This window comes from Chitinophaga rhizophila, assembly GCF_019492185.1.
Taxonomy (GTDB): domain Bacteria; phylum Bacteroidota; class Bacteroidia; order Chitinophagales; family Chitinophagaceae; genus Chitinophaga; species Chitinophaga rhizophila.
In genome coordinates, this window is the sequence record NZ_JAICCF010000004.1 from 470,309 (window position 1) to 484,412 (window position 14,104).

Consider the following 14,104-nt stretch of genomic DNA (forward strand, 5'->3'; position numbering starts at 1 on the left):
TTTCATTGTTGCTGTTCCAGCGCCTTCAGTTCTTCCTCTGAGAATATCCGGGAGCGGATGTGAAATCTGACGCCCAGGGGTATCTCCAGGGAAAAACTGCTTCCCCGTCCCTTAATCACATCCAGTATCAGTTGCGTATGTTTCCAGTACGCAAACTGGTCGTTACTCATGTAAAATTTACAGCCGTCTACCTCCCCCAGACAAACATCTGAAGCGCCAACCTTAAATTCCCCTTCAGGGAAACACATAGGTTGAGATCCATCACAACAGCCCCCGCTCTGGTGAAACATCAGGGGGCCGTGTGTGTGACGGAGCTTGTTAATCAAGGATATGGCTTCGGGCGTCGCTACTATTCGATCCATAAGAATATTTGTATGTAACCTCCACTTACTGTACACCAGGGAAACAGCACCCTGTGAGGGCAATGGGCAAAATGAGCATTTGTGATAACCGCAACCGTCGATCCCGCTATCAGAAGAAACCAAGTTTCTGCTTTCCGTAGGAAATCAGCATATTCTTCGTTTGCCGGTAGTGATTCAACATCATCTTGTGTGTTTCCCTTCCAAAACCTGATTTCTTATAACCACCAAAAGGTGCATGGGCCGGATAGGCATGGTAGCAATTCACCCATACCCTGCCCGCTTTAATGGCACGCGGCACCTGATACAGTTCATGGGCGTCTCTTGTCCACACGCCTGCGCCCAGGCCATAAAGCGTGTCATTGGCAATCTCGATTGCTTCTTCAGTTGTTTTAAATGTGGTGACGCAGGCCACCGGACCAAAAATTTCTTCCTGGAAAACCCTCATTTTGTTATGGCCTTTTAGCAAAGTAGGCTGTACATAATAGCCATGCTCCAGGCCACTGTTCTGATGGTAAGCTTCTCCGCCGCATAATACCTGCGCTCCTTCCTGCTTACCAATATCCAGGTAACTCAGGATCTTCTGGTATTGGTCTTCAGATGCCTGTGCCCCCATCATGACTGTCGCGTCCAGCGGATTGCCCATCTTGATAGCTTTGGTACGCTGAATAACACGGTCGATGAAACGCTGATAGATATTTTCATGCACAAGGATACGGCTGGGACAGGTACATACTTCTCCCTGGTTCAGGGCAAATAACACTGCTCCCTCTACCGCTTTATCAAAAAAGTCATCGTCAGCATCGCCAACGCTCTCGAAGAAGATGTTCGGACTCTTACCACCCAGCTCCATGGTCACCGGAATCAGGTTTTCAGAAGCATACTGCATAATAAGCCTGCCGGTAGTTGTTTCTCCGGTGAAGGCCACTTTCTGTACTTTAGGCGAAGAAGCCAGGGGTTTGCCTGCTTCCACACCAAAACCTGTAACAATATTTAATACACCTTTCGGCAATACATGTCCGATCAGCTCCATCAGCACCATGATACTAGTGGGCGTCTGCTCTGCCGGTTTTACCACTACACAGCATCCTGCTGCCAATGCAGGAGCGATCTTCCAGGCGGCCATCAGCAATGGAAAGTTCCAGGGGATGATCTGCCCTACCACACCGATAGGTTCATGCAGGTTAATACTCACTGTATGCTCATCATGTTCACTGATCGTACCTTCTTCACTGCGGATCACGCCTGCAAAATACCGGAAGTGATCTACTACCAATGGCAGATCGGCGGCTTTGGTTTCACGTAGCGGCTTACCATTATCGATTGTCTCGACAACGGCAAGGTTGTCCAGATTATCTTCCACAATCTGTGCAATCTTCAGCAGCAGGTTACTACGGTAGGAAGCGGCTGTTTTACTCCAGGACTCAAAGGCAGCTTGTGCAGCCTCAATCGCCTTGTCAATATCCGCCGCGTTTCCCCGTGCAGCCTGTGTAAACGCCTTACCATCTATCGGAGATATGTTATCAAAGTATTCGCCTCCTGAAGGTGGCGTCCATTCACCGTTGATGAAATGGTCATACCTGGACTTGAATTGAGGGCGTGCTGCCAGCGTAGAAGCTGGAGCAGCAGATGTAGCAATGCTCATAATAGTGGAATTTGGTTTAACGTGAATAATACTGCTAAGGTCATGATCTCAGCACAAGACGCGGATATTTTTGTACTTATTTATAGCACGATCGTACCTTAATTTTGAGAACGGGGGAATTTTGGTTAACTTAATGAAAGCAAACTGATTACTCGTATGCAGATAAAGAATTATTTGCAAGAGATAGACCTCACAGTTCCACGTGAGCTACAGACGTTAGTCGAGAACAGACGCGTGTTCAATCTCCGCAATTGTGAACTCAATATCTTTGAGAGTTACGAGCAGGCCTACCAGGTTCCGCTTACCTTTAATGACCTCGTGATCACCAGTATGATCAGAGGGAAAAAGGTCATGCACCTCTCCGATAAACCCTCCTTTGACTACCTGCCCGGTGAGACGGTTATTGTATCTCCGCAGGAAAGAATGATTATCGACTTCCCGGAGGCCACTGCTGACAATCCCACACAGTGCATTGCGCTGGCCATTGATGAGACTTATATACGGGAAACGGTAGACTACCTCAATAGTTACTACAACAGTGGAGACGGCCACCAGAACTGGCGGCTCTCCTTCCAGCAGTATCATTTCGAGAATAACCATGAGATCACAGAACTCATCAATAAACTGATACGCATCTGCACCAGCCAGGATAAATCCAAGAATATATATGCAGATCTGCAACTAAAAGAACTCCTCATCCGCCTACTCCAAAGCCAGCAACTGGGGCAAGCCATTGAAAACAGTGTTACTGATGCCAATGGTAACCGACTGAGTTTTGTACTGAACTATATCAAAGAGCACCTCACAGAGAAGATACAGGTGGATGCGCTGAGCAGAAAGGCTTATTTAAGCAGAAATCTCTTCTTCAAATGGTTCAGGGAACAGTTTGGGATTACACCGGTGGAATACGTCAATAAAGAGCGCATTAAACTGGCAAAAGAGCTGTTAGTAAAGCCGCAAAGCTCCATCTACGATGTGAGTAAGCTCTGCGGCTTTACAGATGTAAATTATTTTATCCGGGTATTCCGGAAGCTGGAAGGCACTACGCCTAAAGTTTATCAGTCTTCAAGAGGCTGACAGGGCATTATTTCTTCCATTTGTTGTCTGCCGGCGTATAATCCATATAGATTACACCGTCCAATTGTACTGCTGCCAGATTCTTTGCTGCCGGTACATTCACCGTAATCTTCTTATTTCCATCCTTCCACACAGCTGGTGTCTGATGTATCTTGCTGATGCTGCCATCTGCGGCGGTGATCACGACATCAAACGGAATAGCAAAGCCTCCGTTGTTGATGATTGTCAACTCAGCCGTGTTGCCTTTGGTCTTTACATCTGCCAGCTGAAGATCGATGTAGTTGTTGCTGAAGAACCAGTTATTCCAGAACCAGTTCAGATTCTGACCGGAAGCTGTATTGAAAATGTTAAAGAAATCCCAGGGCATAGGATGTTTTCCATGCCAGGCATTCATATAAGCATGCAGTGATTTGCGGAACACCTGATCACCCAGCAGGTCTTTCAGTGCCAGGTAGGCCAGGGAAGGTTTGCCGTAAGCATTATTCCCATAACCAGCCCCACTTACCTGGTGCGATTGTGAGATGATAGGCTGATCTTCCTCTCCGGAAGGGTCGTTGATATAACTTCTCACGCGGAACAGCTGATAGAACTTATCGGCCGCCTCTTTACCCTTTTCGGCAATACCGATCAGGTATTCAAAGGTGGTTGCCCAGCCCTCGTCCATAAATGCGTAGCGGCTTTCGTTGATACCCATATAAAAGGGAAAATACGTGTGTGCAATCTCGTGGTCCTGCACCAGCTGTGCGAAGCCTAACTCATCTCCTACTGTTGCATCATTCACCATCATCGGGTATTCCATGTCTGCAAAGCCCTGGAAGGCGGTCATGGTAGGGAACGGATAAGGTATACCCGGCCAGTTGCGGGAGAACCAGTCCAGCGCATAGCGGGAAAAATCCACAGAATGATGAAAGTCGGCGGCACTATGATCGTAAGCGGCCTGAACACTGGAGCGTCTTCCGGTACTACTATCTACCACCACACTGGCGGCATCCCATACATAATGATTGCTGGTACCAAAGGTGACATCTGCGATATCTGCAGCGGTAAACTTCCAGGTATTCCAGTCTTTTTGCTGTGTTACCTGTCCGCCACTCATCTCCTCTTTCGTGGCGACATGCATTACCTTATCAGCCGTATAGGAGTCCTTCAGGCGTTTTGCAATAGCAGGCTGTAACACTTCCCCTGCATTCTGCAGTACACCGGTACCCCATACCACATAGTTTTTAGGAACGGTAACAGCGACGTTGTAATCATTAAAGTCACTGTAAAATTCTACCCGGTCCATGTGCTCTATTACGTCCCAGCCGTTGTAGTCGTCATACACGGATACTCTCGGGTAGGCGTAAGCCAGGAAGAAAGTGGTACTGTCTATCTTACCTTCTCTGCCACTCTGTTCTGACAGGGTATAGTGCCAGCTCACATGCAGGTCAATACTATCCTTTGCATTGAGCGGCTCAGGCAATTTTACAGCGCCCACAGTACCTATATCATTATCAAAATTCACCTCCGCGCCATTCACCAGGAAGGTATCTATGGTTACGCCTTCCGTCAGGAAATCTCTGCTGACATAACCGGACCGTGGCGCATTTACTTTGTGCAGATTACAGAGCAGGCGGATCACCAGGCTTTTTAACGTATCCGGACTATTGTTGATATAACGGATATTTTCCTGGCCATATACGACGCCGGAAGGTGCGTTAACCTTCAGTTGTATGTCATAGCGGCCTTTGTTCTGCCAGTAGCGCGCGCCCGGCATTCCGTTCCTGTTTCTTGTCTGATTGGTATAGGCTTTTTTAATGTTGCGGGGCATGTACAGCTCCTGTGCTGAAGCCGTACCGGCGTACCCCAGCAGCAGTGTCAGTGCGAGGAAGATCCTGGTCATAAGTCTTGTTTAGATATGCGGCAAATATACATCCCCCTTAGAACAGTAGTATGATTCAGGCATAATGATTGTACCACTCATCATAAAACTAATCCACATGAGTACTTTCACCATTGATCACAACAACGACCAGTTAACGGTAGAACAGGCAGATAAACGTCGTTTTAAAGTGCAGTTACCTGGTAAGACAATCGTATTGTTCCTGAAACAGGATAATGAAGGAGCTAACCACTGGTTCGAAGACGGTACAGATAATGAGACGCCGGAGACCAAAGAAATTGGTATGGCCATCGACAATTACCTGGCGAAAGAGGAAGGAAATTAACCAGTAATGGTTAAATTGCAGTACGAGCCATCTGAAGGTCAATATATTAATGCTATAAAGAATGGATGCTCAAATATAGACGAGCCATCATAATACAGCAAAGTATTATACGAATCAACAGACGTTGCAACCAGACAGGAACTGTTCAAGTCCACCTCTTGTTCGTCGCTAGGTCGTCGCTAGTTCGTCGCTTGTACTACCTGAACAGGAGAAGCCTTTCAATTTACTTTTACTTATAGGATCTTACGGTCATCCCGCGAATAATTCGTGCGATGACCGTAAGATCTTTTTTATGTCCTCTACCAACTCCGCGCCTCTTCCCCGGCGATATCCACTACACGCCTTCTGAGGCCGTGATATCTGAAAACGGCCATACTTTTTCCGCTTTCCAGGGACCATGCAGGTATCTCCATGTTTTCAAACCCGTTGCCTGCATCTCAAAAGGAACAAAGCTGGCCGATAAGTGCTCGTGTAACTGTTGTGCCTTGAAAGCCGTTACTTTGTTCTGCACGGTAATATGCGGACGTAAGGACTGCTTGTCCTGGCGGATCAGCCATGGTTCAAACGCCTGTTGTAAAGCATGATGTAAAGCCTGCAATTCGGGCGATTCAAGCCGGTAGGCCACCCCATTTCCAAAATGTACAACACCTGCTACTTTCAATGTAAATGCAGCGCGTTGCGCAGCTGTTGCCAGTGTCGCTGTGACTTCAGGCACGTCGGCAGGAAGGTGATGGAATAACGTGATATGAGCATCAAGGTAGTTGGCATGTGCAGGGAAATACTGCTGACGTAAATCATTAAAGTGTCGTTGATACACCTCCTCCATTTCCAGTGTTACTATCAGGATATTACTCATGGCCGTTTTTAATTTCTACTCAATATTAAACGATTCTGTGTAACAATTATACGTGCGAATCCGTTTCTGCTACAGCGTCATCAAAAGCCTGCGTGATAACACGTATAAGAAATTAACTTCGGTTACTCAAAAAATGAATATCGAGTTGCAAATTAATATTATTAAACACTTATTTTTGGATTGGCAACAAAGTCAGCAGAGAAAAAACATATCATGAGAAAAACTTACCATTAGCCGGTAAAAATGATCATGTTAACCCAAACCATTAGAGCACAGCAATAGCCGCTATATTTCATTACCTCAGGAACTGAAAATAGGCGCTTTCGCAATATCGCGTGCTGCCTGATAGAGCGCAACAGCGACGCGCATGGTTTGGTACGGCAACTGACCTGAATCACCACGATTGTGTATACACGATCCCCCGGTACTGCCTGTATTGTGCAGCACCGGCTTATGGTACGCTTCAAAAAGGGGGACACATTTAAAACCAGACTGTCCTGTTACCTCTCAACCAGGGTAACAGCTAAAAAACGAAACATGATTATACGCGTTGCCATATTTGACAACAATAAACGCTTTCGCAACAGTATCACGAAAATACTGCGTACTGCGCCTTCCATAGAGGTGACCGGCGTATATAGTGACACCAGCAATTGTGTGAATGATGTGCTGGCGTCTGCACCGGACATTGTGCTGATTGATATTGACATGCCCGAAACAAGTGGGATTGAAGCCATCAGACTGCTGAAAAAAGAAGTACCACATGTTCAGATACTGATACAGACCGTATTTGAAGATGATGACAGGGTGTTTGATTCTATCTGTGCCGGTGCATCCGGTTATATACTGAAAGATCATCTGAGTACAAGGCTGATCAGCGCAATACAGGAACTACAGACAGGCGGCTCGCCTATGAGCCCTTCTATTGCCCGTCGTGTACTTAACCTGCTGCAACGTAGTGTGATGCTGAAACCCGAAAGGAACATCGATAACTATAATCTTACCGCCCGTGAGAAAGAAGTACTGACGTGTATCGTCAATGGCATGAGTTATAAGATGGTCAGCAGTGAACTGAACATCAGCTATGAAACGGTGCGTAGTCACGTAAAAAAGATCTACGAGAAGCTACATGTAGCCTCTCTCACAGAGGCTGTGGCGCTGGCTATACATCAGGGTCTGGTGTGATGATCACTACCCGCGCCTCCCCGTTTTAGGTGATATGCTGACATATGAAGAAGGTCTACCTTTGCACGTGCATTTACAGATAGACCTTCAAACTTATCATAGATAAATACTAACAGGGATATAAAGAAATTAAAGGATCTGTTTACGTTAATTTATCTGGTGTAGCCCTGTTCTCAGGGCTCTTTCTTTTATATCATCTTTCTTAATATATCCTGTCCTCAATTAACGATCCGTTAACGCGCCCATAAAATCAATAACAGCTGCTATCTCTGCCGATGACAACTGTAAAGAGTCAGCAGATAACGTCTGTCCGGGTACCACAATGCCATAGCCGGCAGCGCCGCCTTTGTTATAGAACTCCATGACTTCCTCCAGCGTACGATAAGCCCCATTGTGCATGTACGGAGCAGTCAGGCTGATATTACGCAGCGTGGGCGTTTTAAATGCATACTTCAACTCATCCAGTTTAGTATGGATATACCTTCCCATATCCGGATCCAGTTCTTTCGCACCCGGAGCTTTCAATACACCCAGCACTTCTGACTCAGTAGTGGCAAATGAAGGTGCAGCTGTACCATTGAACAGTGGCATAAAGTGACAGGTGGCACAACGGGCTTTCCCAATGAACAGGTTCAGTCCCTTTTTCTGCTGAGCCGTCAGCGCCGTCTGCTCACCCCGCATATACCGGTCGAAATCTGAACGGAAAGGGTGTAATTCTCTTATATAAGCTGCGATCGCCCGCATGACATGCCTCGGTAGTATAGAATCCTGCATGTCGGGAAATGCGCCTTTAAATCGCGATTTCAGGGCAGTGTCCTGATTCAGCCAGGCAGATACCCGCTCTGGCGAAGAATGCATCTCGGCTTCGTTATGCAATACATCCAGTACCTGGTTCTCCAGCGTAGGCGAACGCATATCGTAAAACTGCGCCTGTTGCAGGCCGGCATATAATAAAGTCGGTGTATTACGCAGTACGGTGGCCCCTCCGTCCAGGGAAACGTTTTTAGGCAATCCGTCAGTGAACGCTTTCTCCGGCACATGACAACTGCTACAGTTACGCCGGCCATTACCGGCCAGCCTGTTATCGTAAAACAGCATCTCACCTAAAGCTACCTTGTCAGGCGTCGGTGCGGCATCAGCATTATGCACGAAGTAAGCTGTATTGAATGCGCCGCTGTCAAACAATGTACGTGCGGTATTTTTTAATGCCTGCGGATATTTGATTGGTTGCAGCCCTTCCGCATAGAACCAGTCGGTCATCGCAGCGGATAATGGATTCAGGTGCGACACCAGTAATTGGGCGTAGTCAAATCCGCCGTCAGGCGCAACCTTTCCGGTCGCTGCAATGGTGCTGTCGAAACGCAGCAGCAGACTGTCGGGCGCACCGGTCAGCTGCATCACATCCCTTACTGCCTGCAAAGCTACGCCTGTCTCTGTCAGCCCCCATCCCGACAAAGGCGTATCAAAGCCGGTAATTCCCTGCGTTGCGGTGCGGAACACCTCCATTTTACAGGCATCAAAAACATGGGCAGTATCAAAACGGGTATTCTCTACGGTATGTCTTAAGGGAATGAGGCTGGAAACAAGCCCTTTGGCTTCTTTCTGCAGCGCTTTGTGCAAGCTAGTATCATAGGGGAATAACAGTTCTTCGATGACCTGCAGCCCTGCAGGATCGGAAGCTTTGTTTTCTTCTACTTCTATTTCAGGTAGTGGCGGCCCGTTCAGTTGGCGGGACGTAGCGGGGGCATAATAGGCGCTGAACCATTCCAACTGTTTATACAGCCGCCTGCAGTCCCTGAAGACTGTTTTCAGTTCCGGCTCTGGCGCACGCGCAGCGACCAGTGCCTGCAGGTGTTCCGCCTCTGCCTCCAGTGAGTCAAGATGCAGTGTTAACCAGTTGTGGATAGTGTTGTCGAGAGTAGCTATGGATGATTGTCTGTTGGTACATGCCAGCCAGGTAAAGATGCTGGCGGCGGCTAAAAACACGAATTTCCTCATGTGCATACGCGGATGTAATAGGAAAAGTTTCCCTCCGTGAAGAGGGAAACTTTTTATAAAGGCCATGAAGCCAGATGATTATTTTTCAATACCAGTGATGATCACTGTCTGACCGCCTTCTTTATTCGTAGTGAGTCCACTACCGTCAGCGTTCACAAATTTGCTGTCTGTCCAGGTGTGCGGGTGGATATTTACCACGAATGTATTGGGCTTACCAACCAGGTCGGAAATGTCATACATTGCACCATATTCCCATGAACCCAGGCGGGTATCGTTACCTGGGTTATATTTGGCGTTGAAAGTAGCATCGTTACGGCGGTGATCCATTTCCAGCATAGGCTTCAGCGCCTTTGTAGCGATGTTGTACTGCCAGATGCGACCGTCATGTTTGTTATCTGCATAGTAAGAATCGCCATCTTCCTGCACGTATACAAAGTTTTGGGTAACGCATACGTTATCTGGATTCACCAGGCTGTTACCCGGATCAACGTTACCGTCAACCAGCGGCGTCAGCTTTCCTTTCAGCGGATTGGAAGCATCCAGTACCAGTTCATACAGGCGGCCCCACATGGTCAAACCCGCAACAGGCGTCTTCTTGTCTGACTGGCTTACACCGGTAGCAGTGAAGTACAGTTTACGATTATTTTCAACAGAACCTTTACCATAATCCAGGTCTTCCACACGAGCAAACTGGATAGCTTTCTGCGCGACTGTCTGGGCAGCCAGTTCAGCGCCGGTGCTGGTAGCTACATCTTCGTAAGCCACAAACTCCACATCGTACGCTTTACCAACTTCCATATCTGTCTCGACGATATTCTGGTCTACACGACGCAGCATATACAGTTTACCTTTTGACAAGTCGCCAACTACGTCAGACAGGTACAGGTTTACCTGACCTAAGCCCTGGCGGCTGCTTTCATCTTCGCCGATGAAGATGGCGGTTTTACCTGGAAATGCATTTTTAGATAATGGCACTGCGTTTTCTGCACTGCATTTACCTAATGCCGGTACTGTACGGTTTGTCTTTTTAAGGTCAGCTGATCCCATTGGATCAATGGCATGAATCATTGATTCGCCATCTGTCTCACCTGCTGTGAGGAACATCGGGCCAAAGCCATGTTCTGCAGGATCGGCCATGGTGGCGGAGCAGAGGCGCATACTACCACCCTGTGCATCTACGATATACTCGCCTTTTACAGGTTTCAGTTCTTTGTCGAGGAAGACACGGGAAACAGAGAAGAGGATCTCGTGATTGGTGATCATTACATAACCATCACCATTAGGGTTTTTAATCATGCCTGCACCGTCAGGTTGCGCGCCATATCTGAAGGCAGGAGAACCGGACAATGTATCATCACTGCTGATCAGCGGATAAATTTTCAGGTTATCAAAACCTGGTAATGCCTTTACCAGAGATGGTGTTACAGATTGTGTCTTAATGGGCAGTCCTGTCTCAGGAGGTGTAGAAGGGTTGTCATTGTTACTACAGCCAGCCATCAGTACCGCAGCCACCAGCGGACTGATTTGACTCATCAGAGAATTAAGCTTCATACGTGTTGATAGATTTGAGGCGCAATATCCAGCACGCATGTTGCGGCAATGTTAATCCCACGTTAAATCAATGTGAAGGAATGCGTCAGACCCTGGCTTTTTCAATGTCCGGCGTTTGATACATTGACTCAGGAATCTCTGCCAGGGCGGATGGGTGCAGCTTTTCACCCAGGCCGTAGTACTCCTGGAAACTCATGATCAGCGGACGCCATTTATCCGGATCGATTTTGTTTTTCCTGCCATCCATCAATATGCTTTCTTCGAGATATACCCGGGTAATCCTCATTTCCAGCGTCAATATTTTGCCGCGTTGCACAGGACTGTCTGCCGCCAACGCATACGTACCTTCCAGTACTGCTTCCAGTTGCACGGGGCATTCCAGTACCCTGGGAGCGGTAACCGTTTCTGCGGCCAGCGGCGTCATATCTGCCAGTTCAAACTTACCGGGCTCATAGCGGTAACCTTTTTGCTGCTTGCCCGTAGGGACAGGGTTACTGCCGGTAGTACGGGCCAGCCGGTTGACTGATTGTACCTGTGCTACAGATGGCAGATTAAGTACACAGGACCGGTTACGCAGTATGTTTTCAGTCGTTTTGGACAAGGCAGATAAACCCAGCATACAACGCCAGCCCAGCCAGAAAACAGACGACATAGGTGCCAGATTGAAGGTATTGTCTTCGTTAACAGTGCTGATCAGTACTACGGGCGTACCGAAGTAAAGAATGGAGGGTTCTGCTATTATATGCATGGTAAATCAATTTAGATAGCGCAAAAGTAGCCGTGCATAAAACAGTATTCAACCCGGTTCTTGCTGCGTTTCAGCTGCAATGGATTTGTTTATTTTTGTAGTACAATAATCAGCTGTTGCCCGCCGTTAATAATGTGCGGCTCAGACCATTGTGCGTACACGTACAGACCATAATCTTTGTTTAACCAGTATTAAATCCTCCATCTGCGGATCCATTACCGGTAAATCCGAACAAAACATACATACTATGAAAATCAGTCATTGCGTACTCGTAGCAATCAGCCTGCTGTTTGCTAACGGATGTACGAGGCAGACGCTTTCAGGCGATGCCGTAACACTCTCCAACACAAATGAACTTGCTGCAAATGCAAAGGCATCTCCTATCGGGGATGTGGTAGGAAAGATTACAGTAGGTTACCAGGGATGGTTTGCCTGTACAGGAGACGGCTCTCCTATTAATGCCTGGTGGCACTGGACACAGAATTGGGCGCAACTGCCGTCGGCAGCCAATAATGGCATTAAGTCATGGCCTGACGTAAGGGAATATACCAACACCTATACTACGGGATGGCCTGCACTAAACAATGGGCAGCCTGCCAGGTTATTCTCTTCCTTTTCTGACCAGACCATCAGCACCCACTTCAGCTGGATGCAGCAACATAATATTGATGTTGCCGCACTGCAACGCTTTAACCCTAACGGGCAGGAAGGTCCTGTAAGAGATGCTATTACAGCAAAGGTAAAAACAGCGGCAGAAGCTTACGGCCGTAAGTTCTACATTATGTATGATGTAAGTGGATGGACGAATATGCAGGCAGAGATCAAAACTGACTGGACCAGTAAAATGTCGGCATATACTTCGTCAGCCGCTTATGCTTATCAGAATGGCAAGCCAGTAGTTTGCATCTGGGGCTTTGGATTTAATGATGATAACCATCCATGGTCCGCAGCTGTCTGCCTGGATGTGATCAACTGGTTTAAAAGTCAGGGATGTTATGTAATTGGTGGTGTGCCTACCCACTGGCGCAATGAGAACAGCGACTCCAAGCCTGGTTTCATCAACACCTACAAGGCCTTCAATATGCTGTCTCCCTGGATGGTTGGGCGTATCAGTACAGTAAATGATGCAGATCATTTCTATACCAATGTAAATACCCCCGATCAGAGCTATTGCAATACCAACGGTATAGACTACCAGCCCTGCGTATTGCCAGGAGACCTGCAGGAAGGACAACGCGCTCACGGAGACTTTATGTGGCGGCAGTTGTATAACATGGTGAGGCTAGGTGTACAGGGCATCTATATCTCCATGTTTGATGAGTATAATGAGGGTAATCAGATTGCAAAGACAGCAGAAAACAGCAGCCAGATACCGGCAGGTTCCGGCTTCCGGACGTTGGATGAAGATGGAGTGGCGTGTTCGGCAGACTATTACCTGCGTCTTACCGGAGATGGTGGCCGCATGTTAAAGGGACAGATAGCACTTACAGCGGTACGTCCTACGCCAACAATGCCAGGAGGTACAGTTGTACCTATCGGACAGACGATTACCTTAAAAGGTTTTAATAACCGCTATGTGTGCAGCGAGGGCAATACCCAGCCTATGATCTGTGACCGTACCACCGCTCAGAGCTGGGAACAGTTTACCGTCGTTGACGCAGGTAATGGTAAAGTGGCACTACGCAACCAGGGTAATTATGTTTGTACAGAAAACGGCACACAACCTGTTATCTGTAACCGTACAGCGATCGGTCCGTGGGAACAGTTTGAATGGATCAGCAACGGCGATGGTACGGTTTCCCTACGCGGCAGTAACGGAGCATATCTATCTGCAGAAGATGGTATAGCGAGGATGACATGCAGCAAGGTAGCGGTAGGTGCAGCAGAACGATTTATTGTTAATCAGTAAGGAGTTTCCCCACATATTCTGCCACTCCCCTGTCCCGCACAGGTCTTTCCCCATAGCTCAGACATGTCAGTCCTGTTGTAAGCAGTAGCAGTTCCTTTTCCTGCAAGGCAGCAGGATTAGCCGGTTTTCCTACTGCCTGTTTGCTAATGAGGATACCACCTGGCCTGAGGGCCTGTATGACCTCCGGGAACAGCTTACGGTCAAAATGATAATACAGAACAATAAGGTCATAGGTTGCCGGCGGTAAGGTGTAACCAGACAGGTCGGCGCAGACCGTTTGTACCTGTAATGCCGACGATGCCGCACTCAGTTGCTCCATGGCCACGTCAGATATGTCTACCGCACAGACGTTCCAGCCAGCTTCCGCCAGATGACGGGTATGCCTGCCGGTTCCGGCCGCTAGATCCAGCGCGAGTCCTGGTGTCGGGAACTGCGGACCAACATATGTTTCATACATCGTAAGAAAAAAGGGATCTGGTGTTTCCAGTGAGGGTAATCCTTTCGTATATCGTTCATTCCAAAGCTGTCTGCTGTCCATACCTGTGCAAAATGGGTAAAGGTAAGGAATA

The 14,104-nt window shown here is 47.7% G+C and carries 12 protein-coding genes; 4 read left to right on the plus strand and 8 right to left on the minus strand.

Translation table 11 applies throughout. The annotated features are described in order from the left end of the window. Positions 1-2 precede the first annotated feature (2 nt). Positions 3-362 carry a DUF779 domain-containing protein gene (locus K1Y79_RS21960; RefSeq protein WP_220252343.1) on the minus strand — a complete coding sequence of 120 codons (360 nt, stop codon included), beginning with the start codon at positions 360-362 and terminating at the stop codon, positions 3-5. Positions 363-471: 109 nt separating this feature from the next. Then, positions 472-2,004, minus strand: coding sequence for an aldehyde dehydrogenase family protein (locus K1Y79_RS21965; protein ID WP_220252344.1), 1,533 nt, complete (start codon positions 2,002-2,004; stop codon positions 472-474). Positions 2,005-2,160: 156 nt separating this feature from the next. Here K1Y79_RS21965 and K1Y79_RS21970 point away from each other — a divergent pair, with 156 nt between their 5' ends. Then, a complete protein-coding gene (locus K1Y79_RS21970; protein ID WP_220252345.1) occupies positions 2,161-3,081 on the plus strand; it encodes an AraC family transcriptional regulator in 921 nt (306 codons plus the stop codon). Positions 3,082-3,088: 7 nt separating this feature from the next. Here K1Y79_RS21970 and K1Y79_RS21975 read toward each other — a convergent pair whose 3' ends face one another. Beyond that, on the minus strand, positions 3,089-4,963 hold the full coding sequence (locus K1Y79_RS21975; RefSeq protein ID WP_220252346.1) for a M1 family metallopeptidase: 1,875 nt from the start codon (positions 4,961-4,963) through the stop codon (positions 3,089-3,091). A gap of 97 nt (positions 4,964-5,060) precedes the next feature. Here K1Y79_RS21975 and K1Y79_RS21980 point away from each other — a divergent pair, with 97 nt between their 5' ends. Continuing rightward, the gene (locus K1Y79_RS21980) at positions 5,061-5,288 is read left to right on the plus strand and encodes a hypothetical protein (protein WP_220252347.1); all 228 of its coding nucleotides are present in this window, start codon (positions 5,061-5,063) and stop codon (positions 5,286-5,288) included. Positions 5,289-5,622: 334 nt separating this feature from the next. Here K1Y79_RS21980 and K1Y79_RS21985 read toward each other — a convergent pair whose 3' ends face one another. Next, a complete protein-coding gene (locus tag K1Y79_RS21985; protein WP_220252348.1) occupies positions 5,623-6,144 on the minus strand; it encodes a 2'-5' RNA ligase family protein in 522 nt (173 codons plus the stop codon). Between the two features lie 537 nt (positions 6,145-6,681). Here K1Y79_RS21985 and K1Y79_RS21990 point away from each other — a divergent pair. Further along, complete coding sequence (locus K1Y79_RS21990; protein WP_220252349.1) at positions 6,682-7,329, plus strand: response regulator; 648 nt, start codon at positions 6,682-6,684, stop codon at positions 7,327-7,329. Positions 7,330-7,551: 222 nt separating this feature from the next. Here K1Y79_RS21990 and K1Y79_RS21995 read toward each other — a convergent pair whose 3' ends face one another. The 3 genes from K1Y79_RS21995 to K1Y79_RS22005 all read right to left on the minus strand — a co-directional run bounded on the left by K1Y79_RS21995 (position 7,552) and on the right by K1Y79_RS22005 (position 11,626). Then, complete coding sequence (locus K1Y79_RS21995) at positions 7,552-9,327, minus strand: cytochrome-c peroxidase (protein ID WP_220252350.1); 1,776 nt, start codon at positions 9,325-9,327, stop codon at positions 7,552-7,554. 78 nt (positions 9,328-9,405) lie between these two features. Next, positions 9,406-10,878, minus strand: coding sequence for a PhoX family protein (locus K1Y79_RS22000; protein ID WP_236059769.1), 1,473 nt, complete (start codon positions 10,876-10,878; stop codon positions 9,406-9,408). 85 nt (positions 10,879-10,963) lie between these two features. Continuing rightward, positions 10,964-11,626: a flavin reductase family protein gene (locus K1Y79_RS22005; RefSeq protein ID WP_220252352.1), complete on the minus strand. Its 663-nt coding sequence runs from the start codon at positions 11,624-11,626 to the stop codon at positions 10,964-10,966. Positions 11,627-11,873: 247 nt separating this feature from the next. Here K1Y79_RS22005 and K1Y79_RS22010 point away from each other — a divergent pair, with 247 nt between their 5' ends. Next, entirely contained in the window at positions 11,874-13,535 is a 1,662-nt protein-coding gene (locus K1Y79_RS22010; protein WP_220252353.1) for a lectin, read from the plus strand. Here K1Y79_RS22010 and K1Y79_RS22015 read toward each other — a convergent pair. Then, on the minus strand, positions 13,525-14,073 hold the full coding sequence (locus K1Y79_RS22015) for a class I SAM-dependent methyltransferase (RefSeq protein ID WP_220252354.1): 549 nt from the start codon (positions 14,071-14,073) through the stop codon (positions 13,525-13,527). The two genes, K1Y79_RS22010 and K1Y79_RS22015, sit on opposite strands and share 11 nt — an antisense overlap. Positions 14,074-14,104 lie beyond the last annotated feature (31 nt).